This is a genomic window from Stenotrophomonas sp. YJH_SMC_6 (assembly GCF_059371335.1).
In genome coordinates this window covers 65984-91086 of record NZ_JCAFUM010000001.1, presented here as the reverse complement: position 1 = coordinate 91086, position 25103 = coordinate 65984, and the positions used below count along the sequence as shown (strand labels likewise).

The window sequence follows — 25103 nt, the reverse complement described above, 5'->3', positions numbered from 1 at the left end:
CCATGTCCGCGCCTGCCCTCCCGACGTCTGATTCGCCCACCACCCGCCGCTTCCCGGTCCCGAAGAAGTGGGCTTTCGCTGCCGTACTGGCGGTCTTCGCGATCAGCTGGATCCACCCGCTGTGGCCCATCGAGCAGGCCCTGCACAGCACGCTGACCGTGGTCGGTCTGGCCGCGCTGCTGTGGGTCGACCGCCGCAGCGGCTGGCTGGGCAACGGCGCCTTCATCGCCATCTGCGGCTTCATCGCCCTGCACTGCGTGGCGGCGCGCTGGCTGTATTCCAACGTGCCCTACGACGCCTGGGCGCAGATGCTGACCGGCTGGTCGCCGAATGCGGCCTTCGGCTGGCAGCGCAACCATTTCGACCGCCTCATCCACTTCCTGTTCGGCGTCTGCTTCACCCCCGCACTGCTGCAGCTGGCCCGTCATGCGTGGCCGGCGCTGCGCCTGGGCCAGGCCTTCACCCTGGCGGTGATGACGGTGATGTGTGCCAGCCTGGTCTACGAATGGTTCGAATGGGCCATCGCGCTGGCGCTGTCGCCGGATGCCGCCGAAGCCTACAACGGCCAGCAGGGTGACATGTGGGATGCGCATGCCGACATGCTGATGGCGACCGTCGGCAGCCTGCTGACCTGGCCTCTGATCCGCCGGAGTTCCCTGCAATGACCGCCCCAACCCGCATCGCCGTGCTCGCCTCGGGCCGCGGCAGCAACCTGCAGGCCATCCTCGACGCGATCGGCAGCGGCCGCCTGTCGGCCGAGGTGGTCGGCGTGTTCTCCGACCGCCCCGCCGCAGAGGCCCTGCTGCGTGTCGATGCCGGCCTGCGCTGGGCGCATGCACCGAAGGAATTCAGCGACCGCGCCAGCTACGAGCAGGCGCTCGGCGATGCGCTTGCCGCGGTACAGCCGGACTGGATCGTCTGTGCCGGCTACATGCGCATCCTTGGTCCGGCCTTCGTGCAGCGTTTCGATGGCCGCCTGGTCAACATCCACCCGTCGCTGCTGCCGCTGCACAAGGGCCTGGACACCCACGCGCGGGCGCTGCAGGCCGGTGACGCCGAGCATGGCGCCAGCGTGCACCTGGTGGTCCCCGAACTGGATGCCGGCGCGGTGCTGGCGCAGGCCCGCGTGCCGGTGCGGCCCGGCGACGACGCGCAGGCGCTGGCCGCACGCGTGCTTGCGGTGGAGCATCCGCTGCTGATCGCCACACTGCAGCTGCTGTGCGAGGGCCGCCTGGCTGAACGGGAGGGTCAGCCCTGGCTGGACGGTCACCCCCTGTTTAGCCCCTTGGCCCTAGATTCCGCCGGAAACCTGAACCGGTAACGCTCTTGCACACGCCCCGCTGACTGCGGGGCTGGCATCCTGCCCCCTCCCGCGGTTCCTGTCCTCCATGAAGACCACGACGCTGCTGTCCACTTCACTGCTGTTGTCGCTTGCCGTGCTTCCCGCTGTGGGCTGGGGCCAGGCGCAGCCGCCTGCGGCTTCCCCGCCGCCCACACCCGCTGCGCTGCCACCGAACGAGCCCAGTGTGCCGCTGTTGCCGGCACTGGCCTGGGAGCCGCCGCCGCTGCAGCCGTTCACCGCCACCTACCAGGCCTTCTACAAGGGCAAGGAAGCGGGTGATGCCAGCATGCAGGTCACCCACACCGGCGGCAGCCAGTGGCGCGTGGACATGCAGGTGGTCGGCCGCCGCGGCTTTGCCAGCGTGCTCGGCCTGAACATCGAGCAGAGCACGGTGTTCGAGGAGCGCAGTGGCGTCTACGCACCGCTCAGCCAGAGCACGGTGCGCAAGGGCCTGTTCCTGGGCAAGAAGGCCGTGGGCACTTACAACTGGCAGGCCGGCACCGCGCAATGGACCGGCGACGTCAAGAAGGAGCGCGCGCAGCCGATCCCGCTGCGGGCCGGCGACCAGAGCGCGCTGCTGATCAACCTGGCCATCATGCGCGATGCGCGTCCGGGCGCCACCATGCATTACCGCTACGTGGACATGGGCAAGGTCCGCGAACACGACTACCAGGCCGCGCCGCAGACCGAGAACGTCGAGGTCGGCGACCTGTCCTACAACGCGCTGCGGGTCTACCGGACCAACGGTGGCAGAAACGAAACCATTCTCTGGATCGCCAACGGTGTCCCCACCCCGGTGCGCATCCTGCAACGCGAAGACGGCGAAGACCGCGTCGACCTGCGCCTGATCGAATACCAAGGAGTCTGAGCATGAATACCCTGACCCGCCCCCTCACCTGGATCGCAGCCGCTGCCCTGACCGTGGCCAGCCTGCCGGCCATGGCGCTGGAACCGTTCAAGGCGGATTACCTGGCCAGCTACATGGGCATGCAGGCCAACGGCACCATGACCCTGGCCAGCGAAGGCAGCAACAAATGGCGCTACAGCCTGCAGGTGAAGAACCAGCTGGCCGACCTCAGCCAGAGCACGGTGTTCGAGGAAGTGCGTGGCCAGCTGCGCCCGCTCAGCAGCCAGGACCGTTCGGCACTGCTGGTGAAGAAGCGCAACGTGCAGGCCAACTACAACTGGACCAGCAACCAGGCCACCTGGACCGGCGACATCAAGCCGGACCGTGCGGGCCCCATCGCGCTGAAAGCAGGCGACATGGACGCGCTGCTGATCAACCTGGCGATCGCCCGTGACCTGGCCGCCGGCAAGCCGCTGACCTATCGCATGGTGGACGAAGGCCGGATCAAGAACATGACCTACCGCGTGATCGGCAAGGAATCGATCACCGTGGCCGGCAAGAGTTACGAGGCGACCAAGGTCTCGCGCGCCGATGGCAACAAGGAGCTGATCGCCTGGATCGTGCCGGACTTCCCGGTGCCGGCGCGCATGCTGCAGCGTGAGAGCGGCCGCGATGCGCTGGACCTGACCATCAAGGCGATGAACTGAGTGCCGGGGTCGGATCCCATCCCCTCGGGGATGGGCTCTGACCCCGGTTGTGTGGCTGGGGTCGGAGCCCTTTCCGATGGAAAGGGCTCCGACCCCGGACCCCGCGAAAAGAAAACGCCCGCTTTCGCGGGCGTTTTTCTTACTTCTTTTCCTCGGCCGCCGCCGGCTTGAACTCGGTGCGGCAGTCCACGCGGATCTGCTCACCGGTGCTGCGCCAGACGAAGGTGCGGCAATGACGGTTGCCGTCCTGGCTGTCGTTCACTGCGACCGCATAGAACGACTCGATGATTTCATCACGCGTGACCGTGCCGTCGCCGTTCCAGTCCATGTCCTTCTGCTCGATGCCCTGGGTGATGGCGATGTTGGCGTACCAGGCATAGCCCAGCCACGCCAGCACGATCAGCACCAGGGCCAGCAGCGCCTTGCGACGCGGGCTGAACTTGCCGCGCAGGATCATGGCACGCGCCGGATGGTGGCGCCGAGTGAAGACAGCTTCTCTTCGATGTTCTCGTAGCCACGATCAAGGTGGTAGATGCGGTCGATGGTGGTATCGCCGCTGGCCATCAGGCCGGCCAGGATCAGCGAGGCCGACGCACGCAGGTCGGTCGCCATCACCGGTGCGCCGCTCAGGTGCTCGCTGCCACGCACGATGGCGGTGTGGCCTTCAACCTGGATGTCCGCGCCCAGGCGCAGCAGTTCGTTGACGTGCATGAAACGGTTCTCGAAGATCGTTTCGTTGATCACGCCCACGCCATCGGCCACGCAGTTGAGCGCCATGAACTGCGCCTGCATGTCGGTCGGGAATGCAGGGTACGGCGCGGTGGTCAGGTTGACCGCCTTCGGCCGCCTGCCCTGCATGTCCAGGGTGATGGTGTCGTCGGTGGTCTCGATCTTCGCACCGGCCTCGACCAGCTTGGACAGCACCGCGTCCATGGTGTTCGGGCGCGCACGGTTGACCGTGACCTTGCCACCGGTCATCGCTGCGGCCACCAGGAAGGTGCCGGTCTCGATGCGGTCGGGCAGCACTTCGTGGCGGCCACCGGACAGGCGCTCGACGCCCTCGATCACCAGGCGGGCGGTGCCCAGGCCTTCGATCTTCGCGCCCAGCGCGATCAGGCAGTGCGCCAGGTCGGTCACTTCCGGTTCCATCGCGCAGTTGTCGAGGACAGTGGTCCCTTCAGCCAGCACCGCGCCCATCAGCACGTTCTCGGTGCCGGTGACGCTGACCATGTCGAAGGTGAAGTGGCCACCCTTCAGGCGCTTGGCGCTGGCCTTGATGAAGCCGTTCTCGACCACGATCTCGGCGCCCAGCGCCTGCAGGCCCTTGATGTGCTGGTCGACCGGTCGCGAGCCGATCGCGCAGCCGCCCGGCAGCGACACCTCGGCGGCGCCGAAGCGGGCCAGCAGCGGGCCCAGCACCAGGATCGAGGCGCGCATGGTCTTGACCAGCTCATACGGTGCGACGTGCTGGTTGACCGGACGCGGGTCGACCACGATCGCGCTGCCGCGCGACAGCGTGCCCTGGTCGATGGTGACCTTGGCGCCCAGCTCGCCCAGCAGCTTCACCGTGGTGACCACGTCGTGCAGGTGCGGCACGTTGGTGATCTCCACCGGCGCATCGGCCAGCAGGGTCGCGCAGAGAATGGGGAGGACGGCGTTCTTGGCGCCGGAGATACTCACTTCACCGTGCAGCGCAGCGCCGCCGGTCACAACGATCTTGGCCATGTATTCGGGATCTTCTGCGGTTCAGCCGGCTTCGGCCGGGGTCACGGTTTTCAGCGCCAGCGCGTGGATCGCGCCGCCCATCAGGTCGCCCAGGGTGGCATACACCATGCGGTGGCGGGCCAGCGGCATCTTGCCGGCGAAGGCCTCGCAGACCACGGTCGCTTCGAAATGCACGCCATCGTCGCCCTGCACGTCGGCGCGGGCGCCGGGCAGGCCGGTTTCGATCAGATTGCGGATGGTGTCGGCGTCCAACGGGCTTTCCTAATAAAATGTGGGTCCATTCTACTTCCGCTGCGTGGCGTCCGCATGGCCGAATCCCTGTTGCCCCCCCGTTCCGTCGACCCTGCCGGCCTGGTTGCCAGTGGCCGCCGCGTGTTCGAGATCGAGCGGCAGGCCCTGGATGCCGTGGCCGACCGCCTCGGCGAGGCCTTCCAGCAGGCCTGCCAGGCGATCCTGGCCAGCCGCGGGCGGGTGGTTGCCACCGGCATGGGCAAGTCCGGGCATATCGCGCGCAAGATCGCCGCCACCCTGGCCTCTACCGGTACGCCGGCGTTCTACGTGCACCCCGGTGAAGCCGGCCACGGCGACCTGGGCATGATCACCGAGGATGACGTCGTGCTGGCCCTGTCCTACTCGGGCGAATCGGACGAGGTGCTGATGCTGCTGCCGGTGCTCAAGCGCCAAGGCAACCTGCTGATCTCCATGACCGGCCGCCCGCAGTCCAGCCTGGCCGCCGCCGCCGACATCCATCTGGATGTGAGCGTGCCGGCCGAGGCCTGCCCGCTGGCGCTGGCACCCACTTCCAGCACCACCGCCTCGCTGGCGATGGGCGATGCACTGGCCGTGGCCCTGCTCGATGCACGTGGCTTCACCGCCGATGACTTCGCCCGCTCGCACCCGGCCGGCAGCCTCGGCCGTCGCCTGCTGCTGCACATCACCGACGTCATGCACACCGGCGACGACCTGCCCAGCGTGGGCGCCGACGCCAGCCTCAGTGAGGCGCTGGTGGAAATGAGCCGCAAGCGGCTGGGCATGACCGCCGTGGTCGACGCCGACGGCGTGCTGATCGGGCTGTTCACCGACGGCGACCTGCGCCGTGCGCTGGACAGCGCGCTGGATGTGCGCACGGCGAAGATCGCCGACGTGATGACCCGCAACCCGCGCACCATCGGCGCCGACCAGCTGGCGGTCGAGGCCGCCCGCCTGATGGAGACCCACAAGATCACCGGCCTGATCGTGGTTGATGGCCAGGGCCGCGCGGTTGGCGCGCTGAACATTCATGACCTGTTGCGGGCCCGGGTGGTTTAACCGACAGTCCGTAGACCCCATTCAGTCTGTAACGCTGCACCCGCCCATAACGAGCCTGCCGCCCTGATGCCCTGGTCCCCCCTGCCCGCCTTCCCCGCCCACCTGCATGCCGCTGCGGCCCAGATCCGCCTAGCCTGCTTCGACGTGGACGGCACCCTCACCGACGGTCGGCTGTACTACGACAAGGACGGCAACGAGAGCAAGGCGTACTTCGTGCAGGATGGCCTGGGCCTGAAACTGCTGCAGCAGCACGGTATCCACCCCGTGCTGATCACCGCGCGCAACAGCCAGTCCGCGCTCAAGCGCGGCGCCGACCTCGGCATCGACACCCAGATCGCCGTGGGCGACAAGCTGGCCAGCGTGCAGGCGCTGTGTGCGCAGCACGGGATCGGCCTGGAACAGGTGGCGTTCATGGGCGATGACCTGCCCGATCTGGCGCCGCTGGGTGCGGTCGGCCTTGCGGTGGCCCCGGCCAATGCCCATCCGTGGATCGCCGAACGCGTGCATTGGCAGACCCGCGCCAAGGGTGGCCGTGGCGCCGCGCGCGAGCTGTGCGACATCCTGCTGGCCGCCCAGGGCCGCGCGGATGCGGTGCTGGCGAGGTTTGGCGCATGAACCTGCCCACCTTGAACTGGCGCACCGTGCTCGGCATCAGCCTGCTGCTGGCCGCCCTGCTGAGCAGCTGGGCGGCGCTGCGCAACCGCGACAAGGGTCCAGCCACGGGGGGCCAGGAAATCGGCGTGGATTACATCCTCCATGACTTCCAGATCGTTGCCCTGGATGAGCACGGCAAGGAATCGACCACCCTGCGCGCACCGCGGCTGGAGCGCCAGCGCGGCGACCAGACCATCAACATCGCCACCCCGCTGTTCGAGATGCCGGACAAGGATGGCAAGCACTGGACGCTGCGTGCCGAGACCGGCTGGCTCAGCGCCAAGGGCGACGAGATGAAGCTGCGCGGCAAGGTTGCCGGCGACAGCCCGGCGGGCCCGGGCGTGGTGCCGACCACCTTCCGCACCGACCACCTGGACGTGTTCCCGAAGGAGAACCGCGCCCGTACCGACGCCCTGGTGACCATGACCCGCCCGGGCATGGAACAGTCCGGCGTCGGCTTCGAAGTGGATTCGAAGAACAACACGTATCATTTCCTCAGCCAGTCCAAGGGCCGTTACACGCCCAGACGCTGATTCCGCCGCCAGCCCGCGACGTCTCCGGACAGGCGCAGGGCCGACAGCCCCACCCTCCGCCCCCGGCCCGCCCGGCAGGCCCCCACCGGTAGAACGGACCCCGATGAAGATTCCCTTTGCCGCCGTACTCGCGCTCGGTCTTCTTGTCCCCAGCGCCGCCTTCGCCAAGTCCACCGACCGCAACGAAGACATGCACATCGATTCCGGCGCCCAGTCCGGCATGCTCACCGGCGACGGCAAGACCGTGCTGTCGCAGGGCGTGATCATCACCCAGGGCACGCTGGACCTGCGTTCGTCCGAGGCCGAGATCTACCTCAAGGACGGCGAGGCCGTGCGCGTGGTGTTCACCGGCAAGCAGGCCAAGATGAAGCAGCAGCTTGATGACGGCACCTGGATGGATGCGCTGGCTGATCGCATCGACTACGACATCAAGACCGAGATCATCACCCTGACCGGCAACTACAAGGTCACCAGCGCGCGCGGCACCAATGCCGGCCAGCGCATGGTCTACAACACCCGCACCGGCGAGATGAACTCCGGTGGTGACGGCAGCCGCGTGCGTACCGTCATCCCGCCGAAGAACAAGACCCCGGCCGCGCCTGCGGCACAGCCCAAGGCCACCACGCCGGCACAGCCGGCCGGGAGCAGGAAGTAATGCTCGTCGCCAAGGGCCTGCGCAAAAAGTACAAGCAGCGCGAAGTGGTCAAGGACTTCGGCCTGACCCTCGATGCGGGTGAAGTGGTCGGCCTGCTCGGCCCCAACGGTGCCGGCAAGACCACCTGTTTCTACATGATCGTCGGTCTGGTGGCCGCCGATGCCGGCAGCATCGTGCTCGACGGCAAGGACATCACCGGCGACCCGATGTACACCCGCGCCAAGCAGGGGGTGGGCTACCTGCCGCAGGAACCGTCGGTGTTCCGCAAGCTTACCGTGGCCGACAACATCCGCCTGGTGCTGGAACTGCGCGAGGACCTGGACTCGGCCGGCCGCGAGCGCGAATTGAACGGCCTGCTAGACGAACTGCAGCTGGGCCATGTCGCCGACCAGCTCGGCGCCAGCCTGTCCGGTGGCGAACGCCGCCGCTGCGAGATCGCCCGCGCACTGGCCGCACAACCGCGCCTGATCCTGCTCGACGAACCGTTCGCCGGTGTCGACCCGATTTCGGTCGGCGAGATCCAGCGCATCGTCACCCACCTCAAGCAGCGTGGCATCGGCGTGCTGATCACCGACCACAACGTGCGCGAGACCTTGGGTATCTGCGACCGCGCGTATATCCTCGCCGAGGGCAGCGTGCTGGCCCAGGGTTCGCCGGAGGCGATCCTGGACAACGCCGATGTACGTCGCGTCTACCTCGGGGATTCCTTCAAGCTGTGAAGCAGTCGCCGGGTCCCTTTCCTTCCTTTCGGCACAGGCATGAAGACTCGGCTGCAGACATCGTTGGGACAGCAACTGGTGCTCACGCCCCAGTTGCAGCAGGCGATCAAGCTGCTGCAGATGTCGGCCACCGAACTGGAGCTGGAGATCGCGCAGGCAGTGGAAAGCAACCCACTGCTGGACTGGGCCGACAGCAACGACAGCAGCGCCGCCAACGAAGGCAGCGATGGCAACGACAACGAAGCGCCTGCAGAGCGCAGCGATGAGGGCGACGACTGGGCGCCGACCGAACTGGACTGGACGACGACCGGCAGCGGTGGCAGCTTCGATGATGACGACGACAACGGCAGCGCTGCCGAGCGCGTAGCCGAAACCGAAACACTGGCCGACCATCTGCTGTGGCAGTTGCATCTGTCGCATCTGTCCTCGCGTGATCGCAGCATCGGTGCCGCGCTGATCGATGCACTGGACGACGATGGTTACCTGCGCGAGCCGCTGGCCACCATCGCTGAAACCCTGTTGCCGGCGATCCACGCCGACGAGGACGAGATCCTCGCCGTGCTGCATAGCATCCAGCGCTTCGATCCGGTGGGTGTGGCTGCACGCACGCTGGGCGAATGCCTGCTGCTGCAGCTGGATGTGCTGGCCGGCGACACGCCCGGCCTGCTCCTGGCGCGACAGATTGCCGCAGGACCCTTGGAACGTTTGCCGCGCAGCGGCGTCGCCGGGCTCGCCCATGAGTTGAAGCTGCCGCTGGACGAGGTCGAGACTGCCGTGGCGCTGCTGCGCTCGCTGGACCCGCGCCCGGGCACGCAGATCGCGCCGCTGTCGCAGGACACCTACGTGGTGCCGGACGTGGTGGTGTGGCGGCAGAACGGCGTATGGCGCGCAGCGCTGGCCGCGCATGCCGGGCCGAAGGTGGTGATCCACCGTGGCTACGAACAGCTGATCCGACGTTGTGGCGACGCCGATGCCGGCTACCTGCGTGCCCAGCTGCAGGAAGCGCGCTGGCTGCTGAAAGGGCTGCAGCAGCGTGGTGACACCCTGCTGCGCGTCGTGCGCAGCCTGATCCTGCAGCAGGCCGGCTTCCTCGAATTCGGCGAGCAGGCGCTGCGTCCACTGACCCTGCGCGAGATCGCCGCCGAACTCGGCCTGCACGAATCCACGGTCTCGCGCGCGATCGCCCGCAAGCACGTGCGTACCCCGCGAGGCACCCTGCCGCTGCGCGCCTTCTTCGCTTCGGGCATCGATACCGAGAGCGGTGGCGAGGCGTCCAGCACCGCCATCCAGGCGATGATCCGGCGCCTGATCGACGACGAGAACCCGCGCAAGCCGCTTTCTGACGCCAAGCTGGCTGACCTGCTCAAATCGTCGGGAATTCCAGTAGCGCGACGCACCGTGGCGAAGTATCGTGAAGCCATGAACATTTCCGCCTCGCACGAAAGGGTCAGAATCGCTTGACGCGCCGCCGCGCCCGGCGGAGAGGTTCATTGGCACATCCGAACACAGGAGAAACCCGATGCGCATCGAAACGTTTGGCAAAGATGTCGAAGTCACCCCGGCCCTGCAGTCCTATGTTGAGGAGAAGCTGGCCCGGATCGGAAAGCACTTCGACCAGCACTGCGAAGCGCGGGTGACCCTCAAGCTGCAGAAGACCGAACACCACGTCGACGCCAGCCTCAACATTCCCGGCCAGACCCTGCACGCTGAGGCCAATGCCCAGACGATGTATGCCGCGATCGACCTGCTTGCGGACAAGCTTGACCGTCTGGTGATCAAGCACAAGGAGAAAAAACAGCAGCACGCACCGCTGCCGGTGGGCGACAATGGTGGCTGATCGCCACCGTTCCCCGCAGACATGCCCCTGACTGACCTCCTGGCGGCCGTGCAGACCCAGCTCTGCACGGCCACCGACCGTGACAGCGTCCTGCAGGCCGCCGCCGGGTTGCTGGCCTGCCGCCAGGCCAACGCCGAACAGATCTATCTGAACCTGTGCCAGCGCGAAGCGCTGGGCAGCACGGCCATCGGCCACGGCATCGCCATTCCCCACGGCCGCGCGCCAACCCTGGACCGCCCCCGCGGCGCCCTGCTGCGGTTGGCCACCCCGGTCGATTTCGGTGGCGAGGAGCCGGTGGACCTGGTGTTCGCGATGGCCGTCCCCGCCCACTACACCCACCAGCACCTGATGCTGCTGTCCGAGCTGGCCGAGCTGTTCTCGGCGCCGGACATCCGCCAGGCCCTGCGCGAAGCGGGCGATGCCCGGGCGCTGCGCGAGGCGCTGGACATGACCCCACCTGCGAGTGCCGCATGAATACCAGCATCACCGCCCGTGAACTGTTCGAACAGCAGCGCGAGCGGCTGGGACTGCGCTGGGCTGCCGGCAAGTCCGGCGAGCAGCGCGAGCTGGAGGCCGGCAACACGGTCTCGCGGCGCCCCTCGCTGGCCGGCTACCTCAATGCCATCTATCCCAACAAGGTGCAGATCCTGGGCACCGAGGAACTGTCCTGGCTGGATGCGCTGGAACCGCGCCAGCGTTGGGAGACCATCGAAAAGATCATGCAGTCGCACCCGCTGGCGCTGGTGCTGACCCGCAACCAGGCCTGCCCGGAAGACCTGCGCGCTGCCGCGGACGAATCCGGCACGCCATTGTGGCTGTCGCCCAAGCGCGGCCACGAACTGCTCAACCACCTGTCCTACCACCTCGCGCGGACGCTGGCGCCGCGGGTGATCCTGCATGGCGTGTTCATGGAGATCTATTCCATCGGCGTGCTGATCACCGGCGAAGCGGGATCCGGCAAGAGCGAACTGGCGCTGGAACTGCTCAGCCGTGGCCATCGCCTGGTGGCCGACGATGCCCCCGAATTCACCCAGATCGCGCCCGATGTACTCGATGGCACCTGCCCGGAGCTGCTGCAGGACCTGCTGGAGGTGCGCGGCCTGGGCGTGTTGAACGTGCGCGAGATGTTCGGCGACACGGCTGTAAAGAAGAACAAGTACCTTCGGCTGATCGTCCACTTGACCAAGCCGATGACCGAACCCACCCCGCATGGCTACGAGCGCCTGACCGGCGATTCGGGCACCCGCCATGTGCTGGACCTGGACGTACCGCTGATCACCCTGCCGGTGATGCCCGGCCGCAACCTGGCCGTGCTGACCGAGGCGGCCACCCGCCTGCACATCCTGCGCACCAAGGGCATCGACCCGGCAGCCATGTTCATTGCCCGTCACAGCAACCTGCTGGAACGGCGAACACCCTGATTTCCCTGCCCTTCGAAGAGCCTGTCCATGAGCACCGTCACCCCCTCCGCCCCGACCCTGATCATCGTCAGTGGCCTGTCCGGCTCGGGTAAATCCGTCGCCCTGAAGACCTTCGAGGACCAGGATTACTACTGCTCGGACAACCTGCCGATCAATCTGCTGCCCGACTTCGTGCGCAGCCTGCTGGCCAACCACGACGGCAGCGCACCACGGCGTCTGGCCGTAGGCATCGACGTTCGCGGCCAGGCCGACCTGAGCCAGCTGGGCGACTGGCGGCAGCTGGCGGCCGACGCCGGCGTGGACGTGAAGGTGCTGTTCTTCGAAGCCAGCGACGAGACGCTGCTCAAGCGCTACGCCGACACCCGCCGCCGCCATCCGCTGAGCCAGCTGGGCCTGTCGCTGCCTGAAGCCATCGCCCGCGAACGCGAGTTGACCGCACCGCTGCGCCGCGAGGCCGATGCGGTGATCGACACCAGCAGCCTCAACGTGCATCAGCTGCGGCGGCGGATCATCACCGAGTTCACGATGGACCATGCCACCGGCCTGTCGCTGCTGTTCGAATCGTTCGCCTACAAGCGCGGCGTGCCGGCCGAGGCGGACTTCGTGTTCGATGCGCGGGTGCTGCCCAATCCGCACTGGGACCCGGACCTGCGCGCGCTCAGCGGTCGCGAACCGGGTGTACGCGACTACCTGGAAGCGCAGCCGGACGTGCAGCGCTACCTGGCCCAGCTGATGGACTTCCTCGATACCTGGCTGCCGAAGCTGAGCGATGGCACCCGCAGCTATGTGACCGTGGCGTTCGGCTGCACCGGCGGCAAGCACCGGTCGGTGTTCCTGGCCGAGCGTCTGGCCCGGCATGCCCGCGAGATGGGCTGGGAAGACGTGGCGACGTACCACCGCGAACAGGATTGAGGGGGGTCGGCCGGGCTGCGCCCGGCACCCGCCGGTAGTGCCGGCCGCTGGCCGGCAACAGCAACAGCAACAGCAGAAGCGGCATTCCGTGGGATGGCGGGGCGGTGTGGGTCTGCAGGACACGCCGTGAACCCCGCTCCGCGGTCCGGCCCAGCCGCTGGCGGCTGGGCGTTCGGGCGCTTGCGAAGCAGTGCTTCGCAAGCAAAGCGCCCTCACCCCTGGGGGCTCGATGGCGCCATCCATGGCGCCAACGGTCCTGCAGACCCACACCGCCCCACCTCTGACAGATTTCTGCTGCGGGTGGGAGTCGACCCTGGTCGACACGATGGATCCACGCCTGCGTGGATGAATCGCTGTCAGGCATCGAAAAAACGGATGGGGTCGGATCTCTCTCTCAACGGAAAAGGCCTCCCCTGGGAGCAACGCTGAATACGGGACACAGTGCCCCTCTCCTGCTGCTATCGCCAATTCACCTTGACCTGTTAACGTGCAGTAATGACCTGTGGCATTCTCCTCGTAACACATCCCGGGGTCGGGACCGCCCTGCTTGACGTGGCGACCCGGCTCCTGCGGCAGTTGCCGCTGAAAACCGAAGCTTTCGAAGTACCGTTCGACGCAGACCTGGACGCCCTGCTCCCGCTCGCCTCGGCCGCCCTGCGGCGGGTTGACGGGGGTGATGGTGTGCTGATCCTGACCGACCTGTACGGCGCCAGCCCCGCCAACCTTGCCGGGCAGCTGGCCCGGCTGGGGACCCCGGTTCGCCGGGTGTCGGCGCTGAGCCTGCCGATGTTGCTGCGGGTGATGAATTATCCGGAACAGGGACTGGATCAACTGCCCGCCACAGCCGCGGCGGGTACCCGTAATGGAGCGATAGTCGACGATGCTTGAACGAGAACTCACCGTGAGCAACCGCCTGGGCCTGCATGCCCGGGCCACCGCCAAGCTGGTGCAGACCCTGGCGCCGTTCCGCTGCAACGTGACCATGGCCGCCAAAGGCCGTGAGATCAACGCCAAGAGCATCATGGGCGTGATGCTGCTGGCCGCCGGCCAGGGCACCCCGGTCACCGTGCGGATCAACGGCGAGGACGAAGCCGCCGCGATGGAGGCGGTGGTCGGCCTGTTCGAACGCCGTTTCGACGAGGACAGCTGAGCGTGCCACGCGCACGCGCCGGCCAACCCCCTTCCGGCCAGCGGCCGGTACTGCTGCTGGCCGGGCATGGTGCCGCCCGCGGCACGGCAATGGGCCGCGCCCGCGTGCGCCTGCCGCATGCACTGGAAGTGGCCGAGCAGCGCGTTGCCGCCCACCAGGTCGAGGCCGAGCTGGCGTGCCTGCATCGCGCGGTGGACGCCGCGCGCTCGGAGATGCACGAGCTGCGCCAGCGCCTGCATGGAGCGCTGAACCAGGAAGTGGGTGAGTTCCTCGACCTGCATGCGCTGCTGCTGGACGATCCCGAGCTGCTGTATGGGCTGGACGAACTGATCCGCAGCGGACCGTACAGCGCCGGCTATGCGTTGCGCCTGCAGCGCGACCGCCTGGCCAAGGTCTTCGACGGCATGGACGATGCTTACCTGAAGAGCCGCATGGACGACCTCGACCATGTGATCGGCCGCATCCATGCCTTCCTGCAGCCCGAACGCCCGCCAGCGGTGAAAGGCCTGGCCGGCGAGATCCTGGTCTGCGACAACATCGCGCCCTCCGAACTGGCACAGCTGCAGGCGCAAGGCGTGGTCGGCATCGTCACCGCCGCCGGCAGCGCGCTCTCGCACAGCGCGATCCTTGCGCGCAGCCTGCACCTGCCCTTGATCGTCAACGTGCCGCAGCTGCTCAGCCGCATCGCCGATGGCGACGTGCTGATCATCGACGGCGCCGACGGCAGCATCACCGCCAATCCACAGGCCGACAATCTGCGCGACTACCGCGCACGACTGAAGGAACACGCGCGCGAACAGCGCGAGCTCGGCCGCCTGCGCAGCAAGCCCAGCCGCACCCGCGACCAGGTCGACATTGCCCTGCTGGCCAATGCCGAGTCGCTGGAGGACGTGACCCAGGCGCATGCGCTGGGCGCCCACGGCCTGGGCCTGTACCGCACCGAATTCCTGTTCCTGCAGCGCAACGAGCTGCCGGATGAAGAAGAACAGTTCCACACCTACCGCGATGCGGCACTGGGCATGAGCGGGCGACCGGTGACCATCCGCACCCTCGATCTGGGCGCGGACAAGGCCGACCGCACCGGCCTGACCCTGAGCAACGAAGAAAATCCGGCGCTCGGCCTTCGCGGCGTACGCCTGTCGCTGGCACGGCCGAAGGTAGCCGACACCCAGCTGCGCGCGATCCTGCGCGCCTCGGCCTACGGCAAGCTGCGGGTGCTGGTGCCGATGGTCAGCACCCGGGAGGAACTGCTGGCAGTGCGCCGCCGCATGCTCAAGCTGACCGAACAGCTGCGCGGCGAAGGCCACATGGTGTCCGACCACGTGCCACTGGGCGCGATGATCGAAGTCCCTGCTGCGGCGCTGGCGCTGGAAAGCTTCATCGACCTGGTCGATTTCCTGTCGATCGGCACCAACGACCTGGTGCAGTACCTGCTGGCGGCCGACCGCAACAATGAAGCACTGGGCGAGCTGTATTCGCCGTTGCACCCGGCGGTGCTGCGGCTGCTGCAGATGGTGATCGAGACCGGCGCGCGCCACCGCATCCCGGTGGCGGTCTGTGGCGAGATGGCCGGCGATGCGCGGATGACCCCACTGCTGCTGGCACTGGGCCTGACCGAGTTCAGCCTGCACCCGGGCACGCTGCTGGAAGTACGCCGCGCGGTCCGCGAGGCCGACCTGGCCATGCTGCGCGCGCGCGCACCGAAGCTGCTGGCCGCGCGCGACCGCCGCGCGATCGAACGCTGGCTGGCACTGGTGGCCGAAACGGCCTGATACCCCGGCTCGCCGGGCATGCACGCCTGGGGTCAGATCCCTTTTTCGCGGGAAAAGGGATCTGACCCCGTCTCGTTGAAGGCCAAGAGGTTGCCGGCCAGCGGCCGGCACTACCGCCACCCGGCGGCTATGCGTTGAAACATCGCCTTGCGATAATGACGCGCTGAACACCCCTGTTGCCGCATCCTTGCCGGGATCGCGGCTTTTCTTATCCCCGCGGGAGCTGCGATGGCTGAAGCTGTACGCCACGACAAGACTGCGCGCCAACTGCGGATGCTGTCCGATGCACTGGACAGCGGCCGGCTGGGCCCGGTGCGTCGCCTGGTCAACACCCTGGCCCCGGCCGAGATCGGCAACCTGCTCGAATCGTTGCCGCCGGGCAAGCGCGAGGTGGTGTGGGGACTGGTTGATCCGGAAGACGACGGCGAGGTGCTGGTCCACGTCGGCGACGACGTGCGCGAAAGCCTGCTCGCGGACATGGACCCGGACGAGATCATCGCCGCGGTCGAAGACCTGGACATCGACGATCTGGCCGACCTGGTCGAAGACCTGCCGGACACGGTCATCGACGAAGTCCTCAAGTCGATGGACCGCGAGAACCGCGAGCGCCTGGAACAGGTCCTGTCCTATCCCGAGGACAGCGCCGGTCGCCTGATGAATCCGGACGTGGTGACCGTGCGCGCCGACGTCAATGTCGACGTCGTGCTGCGCTACCTGCGCCTGCGCGGTGAACTGCCCGACCACACCGACCACCTGTTCGTGGTCAGCCGCCGCCATCAGTACCTCGGCCGCGTGTCGCTGGCGGCACTGGTGACCCACGAGGACACCACCCCGATCAATCGCCTGATCGACGACGAGCAGCCAGCCATCGACGTCGGCGAGAGCGACCAGGAAGTCGCCCGCCAGTTCTCCGACCATGACTGGATCTCCGCGCCAGTGGTGGATGACAACAACATCCTGATTGGTCGCATCACCATCGATGACGTGGTCGACATCATCCGCGGCCAGGCCGAGCACCAGGCGCTGGGCGCCGCCGGTCTGGACGAGGACGAAGATCTGTTCAGCCCGGTCTGGCGCGCGATGCGCCGCCGCCTGATGTGGCTGTCGGTGAACCTGTGCACGGCCTTTCTGGCCTCCAGCGTGGTCGGCCACTTCGAAGGCACCATCGACAAACTGGTGGCGCTGGCGGTGCTGATGCCGATCGTCGCCGGCCTCGGCGGCAACGCCGGTACCCAGGTGCTGGCACTGATGGTGCGCGGCCTGGCGCTGGGCCAGGTGGGCGCCTCCAACGCCCGCACCCTGCTGTGGAAGGAAGTACGGGTCGCGCTGTTGAACGGCGTGATGCTGGGTTCGGTGCTGGGCCTGATCGTGCTCGCCTGGTTCCACTCGCCCGGGTTGTCGGCAGTGATCGCCATCGCGTTGACCTGCAACCTGTTGTTTGCTGCGTTGGCCGGCGTGCTGGTGCCGTTGACGCTGAAACGCTTCGGCTTCGACCCGGCGCTGGCCAGCGGCATCTTCCTGACCGCCGTGACCGATTCGATGGGCTTCTTCACCTTCCTCGGCCTGGCCACCCTGGTGCTGCTGCACTGACCGTCTCGAGGGTCGGATCCCCGCTGCGCGGCGCTCTGACCCGATCCCAACTGGATCCCCCCATGGCAACGACAATCGAAAACTACTTCCAGCCCGGCTGGCGCGACCACCAGCACACCTGCCCGGCCTGCGAATGGAAGGGCAGCTCGCGTGCCATGGAGATGGAGCTGGACGAGGACGCCACCGAGTACGACTGCCCGGTCTGCGAGAACCCACTGCTGGTGGTCCTGCACCCGGACATTGCGCAGGTGCAGGCCGCCGCCGCCGAGGGCAATGCCGAGGCACAGGAGCAGTTGGAGATCATCGCCAGCTTCCCGCGCCCGCAGTGACGCGGCGCACGATGCCGGGCCGACGTCGGCGGACTACGATGCAGGCGATCTCGCCGCTTCGGAAAATCCCATGGTCCGTTTGCTGTCGCGCTGGCTGCCACTGCTGGCCCTTCTGATGATGAGCGGTTGCACTTCGCTGCCGGACAACGCGCGTGGCCGCTTCGAAGCACGTGCGGTGAAGGTAGACGGGCAAACGGCTTACTACCAGGTGTTCATTCCGGCCGGCGTGCAGGCCGCCGCTCCCACCCACCTTCCGGTCGTCCTGTTCCTGCACGGCTCGGGCGAGCGCGGCGCCGATGGCGTCAAGCAGACCCACGCCGGACTGGGGCCTTACCTGCGTGCACATCCCGATTTCCCCGCCCTGGTGGTGTTCCCACAGGTGCCGGGCCACGAGGAATGGAGCGGCCGCAACAACCGTACGGCAGTGGCCGCGCTGGACGCGACGATCGCCGAATTCGGCGCCGACCCGGCGCGGCAATACCTGACCGGCATGTCGATGGGCGGCTATGGCAGCTGGAACATCGCATTGGATGACCCACGCCGCTTTGCCGCGATCGTCCCCGTGTGCGGCGCGGTGCTCGCCCCGCGTGCGGTACGCCCGACCCTGTTCGTCGAGCAGGTCGCGCACGAAGCGGACCCGTACGCGGTGATTGCCCAGCGCCTGCAGCACACGCCGATCTGGATCTTCCACGGCGCACTGGATGACGTGGTGCCGCCGGACGACGACCGCAGACTGCATGCCGCATTCCAGCGCGCCGCCGCACGCGACGTGCGCTACACCGAATACCCGGAAGGCAACCACAATGCCTGGGACGCCACCTACGCCGACCCGGCAATGTGGGAATGGCTGTTCGCGCAGAAGCGCTGAAGCGCAGCTTCTGCTGGGAAACACCTGTTGGTGGATGCCTACCGTTGGTCGGCTTGGGCATTGGTGGGTGCCGACCGTTGGCCGGCTTGGGTATGGGTGGGTGCCGACCGTTGGTCGGCACTACCTCTCCGCTTCGGGGTAATCCATTGCCTGGTACCTCTCATCGATCTCCCATCGGCACCAGGCATACGGATACTCTCCCACGCAGCTCGCCAAGTTCGCCCTGACCGGGTTGGCGACGATGTACATCGCATGGCGAAACAGTGATTCTTCAGAACGAATGGCGTGATCGTGATAACTCGATTGCCAGAATGGTCCTGTCCTACCCAGCATGCGGTTGATCCGCAATGCACTGCTCGATTTGAAGCGTTGCATGATGTAGTCCAGCGAGAACGCACGGATCTCCACAAGCCAATGGATGTGGTCCGGCATGACCACATAGGCAAGTGAGTGCGTCAGACCCTCAGCATCAATGCGACGGAACACATCCATCACCTCCTGTGCCGCAGTGGCATCATCGAAGTAGCGTCGACGCTCCTGGATGACGGTGGTCAGGATGTAGGATTGTCCGATAAGGGAATGGCGGCCAAGGCGTAGGCGTGCGCGGCTCATGGGCCCAAGCGTGCGCCTGCCGCTACTCCGGTTCTATCGGGCAATCACGTCAGTACAGGTAGGCCCGGAACCATTCAATGGCTAGGCCCGCACTTCACCGCACTGACGGTTCAGTGCCGACCAACGGTCGGCACCCACCGGATCGGATAAGGACAGATCAACCGTGCTGACCAACGGTCGGCACCCACCGGATCGGATAAGGACAGATCAACCGTGCCGACCAACGGTCGGCACCCACCGGATCGGATAAGGACAGATCAACCGTGCCGACCAACGGTCGGCACCCACCCGGGCAGGTCAGCCCAGCAGGGTTTCCAGCACGGCCATGCGCACGGCGACGCCGTTGGCGACCTGGCGCAGCACCCACGACTGCGGGCCGTCGGCCACCTCGTCGGTCACTTCCACGCCGCGGTTGATCGGGCCCGGGTGCAGCACCGCGGCATCCTTGCCCGCGCGCGCCAGGCGTTCGTTGGTCAGGCCGTACTGCGCGTGGTACTGCTCCAGCGACGGCACCAGGCCTTCTTCCATGCGCTCGCGCTGCAGGCGCAGCATCATCAGCGCGTCGACGCCTTCCAGCATCGCGTCGAAATCATCGCCGACCACGCAGCCCTTCAGGGTCTCGTCGTCCGGCAGCAGCGACTGCGGGCCACACACGCGGATCTCGCCCACGCCCAGCGTGCGCAGCGCATGCAGGTCGGTGCGGGCCACGCGCGAGTGCTTTACGTCGCCGACGATCACGACTTTCAGCTTCGAGAAATCCGGGCCCTTGGCCTGGCGCAGGGTCAGCATGTCCAGCAGGCCCTGGGTCGGGTGCGAACTGCGGCCGTCACCGGCATTGATCAGCGCGGTGCCCTCGCCTGCCGCATCGGCCAGTGCGGCCACGGCGCCGTCATCGGGGTGGCGCACCACGAAGCCGCGCACGCCCATCGCTTCCAGGTTGCGAAGCGTGTCGCAGGCGGTCTCACCCTTGCGGGTAGAGGAGGTCGAGGCGTCGAAATTCAGCACGTCCGCCCCCAGCCGCTGCGCGGCCAGCTGGAACGAACTGCGGGTGCGCGTGGACGGTTCGAAGAACAGCGTGCACACCGCCGAACCGGCCAGCACGTGGCGCTTGTTGCCGACGCGGCCGACTGCGGCATCGCGGATCTGCCCTGCGCGGTCGAGCAGCTGCAGCAGCGTCTCGCGCGGCAGGCCCTCCAGGGTCAGCAGGTGGCGCAGGCGTCCGGAGGCATCGATTTGCTGGGCAGTCATGGCGGGAGTCGGGCAGTCAGGGAATGGGGGTGGCGTCGTCCGGCGACGACAGCCAGCGGTCGATGATCACCGCCGCGGCCACGGCGTCGAGGGCGGCCGCATCACGGCGGCGCTTGCGCCCTTCGGCGCGCTCGACAGCGAAGCGGCGGGCAGCCTCGACCGAGCTGGAACGCTCGTCGATCATCACCACTGGCAGCTTGAAGCGTTCCCGCAGCTGGCGGGCAAAGCCCTGCGCGCGCTTGCGGTTGGGCTGGTCCTGGCCGTCCAGGGTCAGCGGGTCGCCGACCACCAGGCCGTCGGGCTTCCATTCCTTGAGCAGGCGTTCGATCGCGGTCCAGTCCGGGCCGTTGCCGTGCACATCGACCACGGCCACCGCGCGCGCATGCGCGGCGAAGGCACTGCCGATGGCCACGCCGATCCGTCGCGAGCCGACATCGAAACCCAGAACGGTGCCATCACGGCGGATCGCCGGGGCAGCAGAATCCGGCGCGGGCGTGATGGGCTCAGACATGGCCGCTGTAGTCGGTCAGCCGGAACAGGTCCACGCCGATGCGCGAGGCCGCACCCTGCCAGCGCTGCTCCAGCGGCAGCTGGAACACCAGCTCGGCATCGGCGGGCACGGTCAGCCAGCTGTTCTCGGACAGCTCGCTTTCCAGCTGCCCTGCGCCCCAACCGGCACAGCCGAGGGTGACCACGGCATTGGCCGGGCCTTCGCCGCGCGCCATCGCTTCGAGGATGTCGCGCGAGGTGGTCAGGTACAGGCCGTCACCCACGGTCAGGCTGGAATCCCACGCCCGCGCGTCGTCATGGATGACGAAGCCGCGCTCCGGATGCACCGGGCCGCCGTTGAGCACCATGCGCGCCTGCAGGTCGCCATCACCGGTGGTGATGTCCATCTGTGCAAGCACTTCACCCAGCGTGTACTCGGAAGGCTGGTTGACCAGCACGCCCATCGCCCCGTTCTCGTCGTGCTGGCAGATCAGCGCGACGCTGCGGGCGAAGGTCGCGTCGAGCAGCGACGGCAGCGCGACGAGCAGGTGATCGGCAAGGGAGGTCGGCGTTACAGGCATGGTCCTATTCTACCTGCTGGGGGCGGGATGGTCGCGCGATGGCATCGAACAGCGATGGGCTAGGATGGTGCTTTGCCATGGAAGGTCATCGATGCAGTCTTCAACGCCCCTGACCCTGCCGGCACGCAGCGCCATCGTCCTGCTTGCCCTGCTGCAGGGCCTGATGCTGTATGCCGCGCAGGAACTGTCCGACGCGTGGCCGTTCCGCGATATCGGCTGGCGCTACTGCTGGTACGCCTGGGTGCTGGCCATTCCCAGCGCGGTGGCGCTGAGCCTGGTGGAGCTGGGCCAGCGCCGCCTGTGGCTGCAGGCCGTGCTCGGCTCGACGGTGGTGCTGGCGCTGGCCGCCTGGATCGGCTGGAACCTCAATGGCGAGACCGCACTGGAATCGGGCGCGTTGCAGCTTCCGTTGACCCTGGGCATTGCCGTTGCGGTGTTCGTGGTCCTGCCCTGGTGGCAGTTCCAGCTGCAGCACGGGCACTGGCGTGCCAGTTATCCCGAGCTGTTCGAGCGCGCCTGGCAGAATGGTTTGACCCTGGCCCTGGCGGCACTGTTCACCGGGCTGACCTGGCTGCTGTTGTGGCTGTGGTCGGCGCTGTTCCAGCTGCTCGACGTGACCGTCTTCCGCAACCTGTTCCGGCAGGACGCGTTCATCGCACTGGCCACCGGCAGCCTGGCCGGGTTCGGCGTACTGATCGGGCGCACCCAGCACCGCGCCATCCAGATCACCCGCCAGGTGCTGTTCGCGATCTGCCGTGGGCTGTTGCCGCTGCTCTCGTTCATCGCCGTATTGTTCGTGCTGAGCCTGCCGCTTACCGGGCTGGAACCGTTGTGGAAGACCCGCTCGGCCGCCGGCCTGCTGCTGGTGCTGTCGCTGCTGCTGGTGACGTTCACCAATGCGGTCTACCAGCAGGGGGAAGACAGCGCCCCCTACCCGCTGCTGCTGCGCCGGCTGGTTGAAGCCAGCCTGCTGGCACTGCCGGTCTACGCGGCGTTGGCCCTGTATGCACTGGGCCTGCGCGTGGTGCAGTACGGCTGGACCGTGGACCGGTTCTGGGCGGTACTCGTCGCAGTGGCCGTGGCCGGCTATGCCGTGGGCTACGCGCTGGCGGTGCTGCGCCGGCAGCGCCGCTGGTTGCAGATGCTGGAGCCGGTCAACCGCTGGATGTGCTGGGCGGTGCTGGCACTGGCATTGCTGGGCAACTCGCCGCTGCTGGACCCGGTGCGGCTTGCCCTGTCCAGCCAGCTGGCGCGCCTGCGTGCGGACCCGCCTGCAATCACCAGCAGTGACGTCAACGTGCTGCGCTTCGATCTCGGGCGCCGTGGCGTGCAGGCGCTGCGCGACCTGCAGCATGATCCGGCCATCACCGCCGATGCCAACGCGCCGCAGGTGATTGCGGCTGCGCTGGCACGTACCTCACGCTGGGACGACGGACAGCGCCTCGACAAGGGGCCGCAGGACGTCGTCGCCCTGCAGCGCGCGTTGAAGCTGGCCAAGGGATCCAGCTCGCCACCGGACGATTGGTGGCAGGCACTGGCCACGCGCGCGATCGATGGCGAATCCTGCGCCCAGAGCGAGCGCGACTGCCTGATCGTGCATCGCGACCTGGACGGCGATGGCACTGGCGAAGTGCTGCTGTGCGAGCTGTACACCCACCGTGGGCCGGACTGCGTGCTGTACGCACGTGGCAGGGATGCCCACTGGCGCCGGGCCGGTTCGCTGTTCGGCACCGCCAGCGGCCAGGCCGAGGCGATCAACCAGGCGCTGCGTGATGGCAAACTCACGCTCGAACCGCCACGCTGGCCGATGCTGTCCATCGATGGGCGCCCCGCAGTGGCCATCGATCCCGAACCCGAATCCACCGAGTCTTCCCCATGAGCGGCTACTGCCTCATCGCCCCGGGCCATCCGGTGCATGACTACTACCACGCCAACGAGTACGGCTTCCCGCAGCGTGACGAGCGCGAACTGTTCGAGCGGCTGGTGCTGGAAATCAACCAGGCCGGCCTGAGCTGGGAAACGATCCTGAAGAAGCGCGAGGGCTTCCGCACGGCCTATGACGGCTTCGATGTGGACCGCGTGGCGGCGTACGCCGAGCAGGACATCGAGCGCCTGCTGTCGGACGCGGGCATCATCCGCAACCGGCTGAAGGTGCTGGCGGCCATCCACAACGCGCAGGTGATCCAGCAGCTGCGGGCCAGCCATGGCAGCTTCGCGGCGTGGCTGGACGCGCACCACCCGCGCAGCAAGGCCGACTGGGTGAAGCTGTTCAAGAAGACCTTCCGCTTCACCGGCGGCGAGATCACCGGCGAGTTCCTGATGAGCCTGGGCTACCTGCCCGGTGCGCATGCCGAGGACTGCCCGGTGCATGCGCGACTGCTGACGCTGTCGCCGCCGTGGCTGAAGGCCGCCGCCCGCTGATGGATATCCGCCGGGCATGGCCCGGCCTTGCCACGCGTGGGTTCCGGTAGTGCCGGCCGCTTGCCGGCAACCCCGTTGAACGGTCAAACGCCCATGTAGCGGCCGGGGCGGTGGTTGAACATCAGCACCAGGCTGAGCACCACCGCGCCGATGGCCGAGTACAGCACCTTCGACGGCGACAACACGAAGAACGCGGCCACCATCAGGCAGGCGTCGTAGGACATCTGCACCTTGCCCGCGCTCCAGCCGCGGGTGCGCTGCAGGTACACCGCCAGGATGCCGATGCCGCCGAGACTGGCACGATGGCGGATGAAGAACAGGATGCCCAGGCCGGACAACGCACCGCCGACGATCGCCGAATACAGCGGGTTGATGTGCGAGAAGTCGATCCAGCGCGGCAGCAGGTCGGTCAACACGCCACAGGCGGTGACCGCAGCGAAGGTCTTCAGGGTGAATTCCCAACCCATGCGCCGCAGCGCCACCCAGTAGAACGGCAGGTTGACCAGCACGAACACCAGGCCGAAGTTCCAGCCCATCGCGTAGTGCAGCAGGAACGCCATGCCGGCCATGCCGCCGATCATCAGCCCGCCCTTGGCGAAGATGGCCAAGCCCAGCGAGGCCACCATCGTGGCCAGCACCATGCCTTGCACGTCCTCGGCGATCGAGTGGCGCAGCGCTTTTTCGTCGGCGGTGGTGCCGGCGCTGTCGGGCGGCGGGGTCAGCGGACCGGCGGTGACCAGGTGGCCGTCAGCGTCGTCGCACGGCGCGGGGCCATGGGAGGGAAGGGACATACGGGTGGGGAACAGCAGGTGGGGAGCGGTATTAGACACGATCTGCATGACAGTTGCAGATGAAATCGTTCAGCTGAATGCGCCCCGCCCGATCTCCGGCCCGCCGCTGCTCAACCCTTGCCGGCCAGATGGTGCGCCACCAGCGCGTTGGCATGGCCATGGCCCAGCCCATGCTCACTTTTCAGGAAGCTGACCAGTTCCATGTGTTTCAGGCCCTTCTTCGCGGCCAGCAGCCCGAACCAGTGCGCCACCGGCTGCCCGTAGGTCTTCTCGATGGAGGGGAAATACGAGGCCGGGCCTTTCGGCTTGGTGTCAGTGCTCATGTGCAGCTCCCGTTGAAGTCATTCATTCGACGAACCACAGACGCAGAAATCGACATACCCACACGTCCGACCCAGTGCCGACCAACGGTCGGCACCCACCAAAGCAGAATGCCGTTCCAACAGCTCACGGGAAACTGTCGAAGGTGGGGTGGGTCCGGTTGAGGGGGCGTGAGCCGCATGGATGCGGCGACCGAGCCTACATGGAGGTATTTACGGCGTCCCCCTCAACCGGACCCACCCCGCCATCCCACGGAATGCACGCATCTGAC

General features: G+C 67.3%; 31 protein-coding genes. 22 read left to right on the top strand and 9 right to left on the bottom strand.

Going from position 1 to position 25103, the window contains the following annotated elements; translation table 11 throughout:
- Positions 1-2 precede the first annotated feature (2 nt).
- The 4 genes from AC5P9N_RS00520 to AC5P9N_RS00505 all read left to right on the top strand — a co-directional run bounded on the left by AC5P9N_RS00520 (position 3) and on the right by AC5P9N_RS00505 (position 2896).
- Positions 3-665, top strand: a complete 663-nt coding sequence (locus AC5P9N_RS00520; RefSeq protein ID WP_099484944.1) for a DUF2238 domain-containing protein — start codon at positions 3-5, stop codon at positions 663-665.
- Positions 662-1321 (top strand): phosphoribosylglycinamide formyltransferase, encoded by a 660-nt coding sequence (gene purN / locus AC5P9N_RS00515; RefSeq protein WP_033835545.1) that lies wholly within the window; start codon positions 662-664, stop codon positions 1319-1321. Before AC5P9N_RS00520 ends, purN begins: the two co-directional genes overlap by 4 nt.
- 67 nt (positions 1322-1388) lie before the next feature.
- Complete coding sequence (locus AC5P9N_RS00510) at positions 1389-2210, top strand: DUF3108 domain-containing protein (RefSeq protein ID WP_005412504.1); 822 nt, start codon at positions 1389-1391, stop codon at positions 2208-2210.
- A gap of 2 nt (positions 2211-2212) precedes the next feature.
- Entirely contained in the window at positions 2213-2896 is a 684-nt protein-coding gene (locus AC5P9N_RS00505; protein WP_005408399.1) for a DUF3108 domain-containing protein, read from the top strand.
- Between the two features lie 139 nt (positions 2897-3035).
- On the opposite strand, the gene AC5P9N_RS00500 is transcribed toward AC5P9N_RS00505, so the two are convergent.
- The 3 genes from AC5P9N_RS00500 to AC5P9N_RS00490 are packed head-to-tail and all read right to left on the bottom strand — an operon-like array spanning position 3036 to position 4873.
- Positions 3036-3353 (bottom strand): hypothetical protein, encoded by a 318-nt coding sequence (locus tag AC5P9N_RS00500; protein WP_005408398.1) that lies wholly within the window; start codon positions 3351-3353, stop codon positions 3036-3038.
- The gene (gene murA, locus AC5P9N_RS00495) at positions 3350-4621 is read right to left on the bottom strand and encodes a UDP-N-acetylglucosamine 1-carboxyvinyltransferase (RefSeq protein WP_099484943.1); all 1272 of its coding nucleotides are present in this window, start codon (positions 4619-4621) and stop codon (positions 3350-3352) included. The genes AC5P9N_RS00500 and murA overlap by 4 nt, the downstream gene beginning before the upstream one ends.
- Before the next feature lie 21 nt (positions 4622-4642).
- Entirely contained in the window at positions 4643-4873 is a 231-nt protein-coding gene (locus AC5P9N_RS00490) for a BolA family protein (RefSeq protein ID WP_005408396.1), read from the bottom strand.
- A gap of 54 nt (positions 4874-4927) precedes the next feature.
- On the opposite strand from AC5P9N_RS00490, the gene AC5P9N_RS00485 reads away from it, so the two are divergent.
- From AC5P9N_RS00485 to AC5P9N_RS00410, 16 genes are all read left to right on the top strand, one after another.
- Positions 4928-5929, top strand: coding sequence for a KpsF/GutQ family sugar-phosphate isomerase (locus AC5P9N_RS00485; RefSeq protein WP_012479347.1), 1002 nt, complete (start codon positions 4928-4930; stop codon positions 5927-5929).
- A gap of 66 nt (positions 5930-5995) precedes the next feature.
- Positions 5996-6544, top strand: coding sequence for a KdsC family phosphatase (locus AC5P9N_RS00480; protein WP_099484942.1), 549 nt, complete (start codon positions 5996-5998; stop codon positions 6542-6544).
- The gene (lptC, locus tag AC5P9N_RS00475; RefSeq protein WP_012479345.1) at positions 6541-7116 is read left to right on the top strand and encodes an LPS export ABC transporter periplasmic protein LptC; all 576 of its coding nucleotides are present in this window, start codon (positions 6541-6543) and stop codon (positions 7114-7116) included. Before AC5P9N_RS00480 ends, lptC begins: the two co-directional genes overlap by 4 nt.
- Positions 7117-7219: 103 nt before the next feature.
- Entirely contained in the window at positions 7220-7771 is a 552-nt protein-coding gene (gene lptA / locus AC5P9N_RS00470; RefSeq protein ID WP_005408392.1) for a lipopolysaccharide transport periplasmic protein LptA, read from the top strand.
- Positions 7771-8490, top strand: coding sequence for an LPS export ABC transporter ATP-binding protein (gene lptB / locus AC5P9N_RS00465; RefSeq protein ID WP_005408391.1), 720 nt, complete (start codon positions 7771-7773; stop codon positions 8488-8490). The genes lptA and lptB overlap by 1 nt, the downstream gene beginning before the upstream one ends.
- 39 nt (positions 8491-8529) lie before the next feature.
- The gene (locus tag AC5P9N_RS00460) at positions 8530-9951 is read left to right on the top strand and encodes an RNA polymerase factor sigma-54 (protein ID WP_099484779.1); all 1422 of its coding nucleotides are present in this window, start codon (positions 8530-8532) and stop codon (positions 9949-9951) included.
- A 58-nt stretch (positions 9952-10009) separates the two neighbouring features.
- Positions 10010-10327 carry a ribosome hibernation-promoting factor, HPF/YfiA family gene (gene hpf, locus AC5P9N_RS00455; protein WP_004147311.1) on the top strand — a complete coding sequence of 106 codons (318 nt, stop codon included), beginning with the start codon at positions 10010-10012 and terminating at the stop codon, positions 10325-10327.
- Between the two features lie 21 nt (positions 10328-10348).
- Positions 10349-10801, top strand: coding sequence for a PTS sugar transporter subunit IIA (locus AC5P9N_RS00450; RefSeq protein ID WP_005408389.1), 453 nt, complete (start codon positions 10349-10351; stop codon positions 10799-10801).
- Complete coding sequence (gene hprK / locus AC5P9N_RS00445) at positions 10798-11748, top strand: HPr(Ser) kinase/phosphatase (protein ID WP_099484778.1); 951 nt, start codon at positions 10798-10800, stop codon at positions 11746-11748. The genes AC5P9N_RS00450 and hprK overlap by 4 nt, the downstream gene beginning before the upstream one ends.
- Positions 11749-11775: 27 nt before the next feature.
- Complete coding sequence (gene rapZ, locus AC5P9N_RS00440) at positions 11776-12660, top strand: RNase adapter RapZ (RefSeq protein WP_005412498.1); 885 nt, start codon at positions 11776-11778, stop codon at positions 12658-12660.
- Positions 12661-13155: 495 nt separating this feature from the next.
- Positions 13156-13548: a PTS sugar transporter subunit IIA gene (locus tag AC5P9N_RS00435; protein ID WP_005408386.1), complete on the top strand. Its 393-nt coding sequence runs from the start codon at positions 13156-13158 to the stop codon at positions 13546-13548.
- On the top strand, positions 13541-13810 hold the full coding sequence (locus tag AC5P9N_RS00430) for an HPr family phosphocarrier protein (protein WP_005408385.1): 270 nt from the start codon (positions 13541-13543) through the stop codon (positions 13808-13810). The genes AC5P9N_RS00435 and AC5P9N_RS00430 overlap by 8 nt, the downstream gene beginning before the upstream one ends.
- A 2-nt stretch (positions 13811-13812) precedes the next feature.
- On the top strand, positions 13813-15582 hold the full coding sequence (gene ptsP / locus AC5P9N_RS00425) for a phosphoenolpyruvate--protein phosphotransferase (protein WP_099484777.1): 1770 nt from the start codon (positions 13813-13815) through the stop codon (positions 15580-15582).
- A gap of 228 nt (positions 15583-15810) precedes the next feature.
- Positions 15811-17172: a magnesium transporter gene (gene mgtE / locus AC5P9N_RS00420; RefSeq protein ID WP_005408383.1), complete on the top strand. Its 1362-nt coding sequence runs from the start codon at positions 15811-15813 to the stop codon at positions 17170-17172.
- A 62-nt stretch (positions 17173-17234) separates the two neighbouring features.
- Positions 17235-17501 carry a hypothetical protein gene (locus AC5P9N_RS00415; protein WP_005408382.1) on the top strand — a complete coding sequence of 89 codons (267 nt, stop codon included), beginning with the start codon at positions 17235-17237 and terminating at the stop codon, positions 17499-17501.
- Between the two features lie 70 nt (positions 17502-17571).
- On the top strand, positions 17572-18369 hold the full coding sequence (locus tag AC5P9N_RS00410; RefSeq protein WP_099484776.1) for a carboxylesterase family protein: 798 nt from the start codon (positions 17572-17574) through the stop codon (positions 18367-18369).
- Positions 18370-18489: 120 nt separating this feature from the next.
- On the opposite strand, the gene AC5P9N_RS00405 is transcribed toward AC5P9N_RS00410, so the two are convergent.
- From AC5P9N_RS00405 to AC5P9N_RS00390, 4 genes are all read right to left on the bottom strand, one after another.
- Complete coding sequence (locus AC5P9N_RS00405; RefSeq protein ID WP_099484775.1) at positions 18490-18981, bottom strand: REP-associated tyrosine transposase; 492 nt, start codon at positions 18979-18981, stop codon at positions 18490-18492.
- 297 nt (positions 18982-19278) lie between these two features.
- Positions 19279-20229 (bottom strand): aspartate carbamoyltransferase catalytic subunit, encoded by a 951-nt coding sequence (locus tag AC5P9N_RS00400; protein ID WP_043398325.1) that lies wholly within the window; start codon positions 20227-20229, stop codon positions 19279-19281.
- A gap of 16 nt (positions 20230-20245) precedes the next feature.
- Positions 20246-20740, bottom strand: coding sequence for a Holliday junction resolvase RuvX (ruvX, locus tag AC5P9N_RS00395; RefSeq protein WP_005408378.1), 495 nt, complete (start codon positions 20738-20740; stop codon positions 20246-20248).
- On the bottom strand, positions 20733-21299 hold the full coding sequence (locus AC5P9N_RS00390) for a YqgE/AlgH family protein (protein WP_005408377.1): 567 nt from the start codon (positions 21297-21299) through the stop codon (positions 20733-20735). The genes ruvX and AC5P9N_RS00390 overlap by 8 nt, the downstream gene beginning before the upstream one ends.
- Positions 21300-21390: 91 nt before the next feature.
- Here AC5P9N_RS00390 and AC5P9N_RS00385 point away from each other — a divergent pair, with 91 nt between their 5' ends.
- The gene (locus AC5P9N_RS00385) at positions 21391-23178 is read left to right on the top strand and encodes a DUF4153 domain-containing protein (protein ID WP_099484774.1); all 1788 of its coding nucleotides are present in this window, start codon (positions 21391-21393) and stop codon (positions 23176-23178) included.
- A complete protein-coding gene (locus AC5P9N_RS00380) occupies positions 23175-23720 on the top strand; it encodes a DNA-3-methyladenine glycosylase I (RefSeq protein ID WP_049451061.1) in 546 nt (181 codons plus the stop codon). Before AC5P9N_RS00385 ends, AC5P9N_RS00380 begins: the two co-directional genes overlap by 4 nt.
- Before the next feature lie 83 nt (positions 23721-23803).
- Here AC5P9N_RS00380 and AC5P9N_RS00375 read toward each other — a convergent pair whose 3' ends face one another.
- Positions 23804-24511, bottom strand: coding sequence for a YitT family protein (locus AC5P9N_RS00375; RefSeq protein WP_014036228.1), 708 nt, complete (start codon positions 24509-24511; stop codon positions 23804-23806).
- Positions 24512-24621: 110 nt separating this feature from the next.
- On the bottom strand, positions 24622-24834 hold the full coding sequence (locus AC5P9N_RS00370; RefSeq protein WP_043034209.1) for a DUF4287 domain-containing protein: 213 nt from the start codon (positions 24832-24834) through the stop codon (positions 24622-24624).
- Positions 24835-25103 lie beyond the last annotated feature (269 nt).

Bases quoted from the DNA above. Each gene is read 5' to 3' on its own strand.
- AC5P9N_RS00520 (WP_099484944.1), top strand. From the start codon at position 3: ATGTCCGCGCCTGCCCTCCCGACGTCTGATTCGCCCACCACCCGCCGC.
- purN (WP_033835545.1), top strand. From the start codon at position 662: ATGACCGCCCCAACCCGCATCGCCGTGCTCGCCTCGGGCCGCGGCAGC.
- AC5P9N_RS00510 (WP_005412504.1), top strand. From the start codon at position 1,389: ATGAAGACCACGACGCTGCTGTCCACTTCACTGCTGTTGTCGCTTGCC.
- AC5P9N_RS00505 (WP_005408399.1), top strand. From the start codon at position 2,213: ATGAATACCCTGACCCGCCCCCTCACCTGGATCGCAGCCGCTGCCCTG.
- AC5P9N_RS00500 (WP_005408398.1), bottom strand. From the start codon at position 3,353: ATGATCCTGCGCGGCAAGTTCAGCCCGCGTCGCAAGGCGCTGCTGGCC.
- murA (WP_099484943.1), bottom strand. From the start codon at position 4,621: ATGGCCAAGATCGTTGTGACCGGCGGCGCTGCGCTGCACGGTGAAGTG.
- AC5P9N_RS00485 (WP_012479347.1), top strand. From the start codon at position 4,928: ATGGCCGAATCCCTGTTGCCCCCCCGTTCCGTCGACCCTGCCGGCCTG.
- AC5P9N_RS00480 (WP_099484942.1), top strand. From the start codon at position 5,996: ATGCCCTGGTCCCCCCTGCCCGCCTTCCCCGCCCACCTGCATGCCGCT.
- lptC (WP_012479345.1), top strand. From the start codon at position 6,541: ATGAACCTGCCCACCTTGAACTGGCGCACCGTGCTCGGCATCAGCCTG.
- lptA (WP_005408392.1), top strand. From the start codon at position 7,220: ATGAAGATTCCCTTTGCCGCCGTACTCGCGCTCGGTCTTCTTGTCCCC.
- lptB (WP_005408391.1), top strand. From the start codon at position 7,771: ATGCTCGTCGCCAAGGGCCTGCGCAAAAAGTACAAGCAGCGCGAAGTG.
- AC5P9N_RS00460 (WP_099484779.1), top strand. From the start codon at position 8,530: ATGAAGACTCGGCTGCAGACATCGTTGGGACAGCAACTGGTGCTCACG.
- hpf (WP_004147311.1), top strand. From the start codon at position 10,010: ATGCGCATCGAAACGTTTGGCAAAGATGTCGAAGTCACCCCGGCCCTG.
- AC5P9N_RS00450 (WP_005408389.1), top strand. From the start codon at position 10,349: ATGCCCCTGACTGACCTCCTGGCGGCCGTGCAGACCCAGCTCTGCACG.
- hprK (WP_099484778.1), top strand. From the start codon at position 10,798: ATGAATACCAGCATCACCGCCCGTGAACTGTTCGAACAGCAGCGCGAG.
- rapZ (WP_005412498.1), top strand. From the start codon at position 11,776: ATGAGCACCGTCACCCCCTCCGCCCCGACCCTGATCATCGTCAGTGGC.
- AC5P9N_RS00435 (WP_005408386.1), top strand. From the start codon at position 13,156: ATGACCTGTGGCATTCTCCTCGTAACACATCCCGGGGTCGGGACCGCC.
- AC5P9N_RS00430 (WP_005408385.1), top strand. From the start codon at position 13,541: ATGCTTGAACGAGAACTCACCGTGAGCAACCGCCTGGGCCTGCATGCC.
- mgtE (WP_005408383.1), top strand. From the start codon at position 15,811: ATGGCTGAAGCTGTACGCCACGACAAGACTGCGCGCCAACTGCGGATG.
- AC5P9N_RS00415 (WP_005408382.1), top strand. From the start codon at position 17,235: ATGGCAACGACAATCGAAAACTACTTCCAGCCCGGCTGGCGCGACCAC.
- AC5P9N_RS00410 (WP_099484776.1), top strand. From the start codon at position 17,572: ATGGTCCGTTTGCTGTCGCGCTGGCTGCCACTGCTGGCCCTTCTGATG.
- AC5P9N_RS00405 (WP_099484775.1), bottom strand. From the start codon at position 18,981: ATGAGCCGCGCACGCCTACGCCTTGGCCGCCATTCCCTTATCGGACAA.
- AC5P9N_RS00400 (WP_043398325.1), bottom strand. From the start codon at position 20,229: ATGACTGCCCAGCAAATCGATGCCTCCGGACGCCTGCGCCACCTGCTG.
- ruvX (WP_005408378.1), bottom strand. From the start codon at position 20,740: ATGTCTGAGCCCATCACGCCCGCGCCGGATTCTGCTGCCCCGGCGATC.
- AC5P9N_RS00390 (WP_005408377.1), bottom strand. From the start codon at position 21,299: ATGCCTGTAACGCCGACCTCCCTTGCCGATCACCTGCTCGTCGCGCTG.
- AC5P9N_RS00385 (WP_099484774.1), top strand. From the start codon at position 21,391: ATGCAGTCTTCAACGCCCCTGACCCTGCCGGCACGCAGCGCCATCGTC.
- AC5P9N_RS00380 (WP_049451061.1), top strand. From the start codon at position 23,175: ATGAGCGGCTACTGCCTCATCGCCCCGGGCCATCCGGTGCATGACTAC.
- AC5P9N_RS00375 (WP_014036228.1), bottom strand. From the start codon at position 24,511: ATGTCCCTTCCCTCCCATGGCCCCGCGCCGTGCGACGACGCTGACGGC.
- AC5P9N_RS00370 (WP_043034209.1), bottom strand. From the start codon at position 24,834: ATGAGCACTGACACCAAGCCGAAAGGCCCGGCCTCGTATTTCCCCTCC.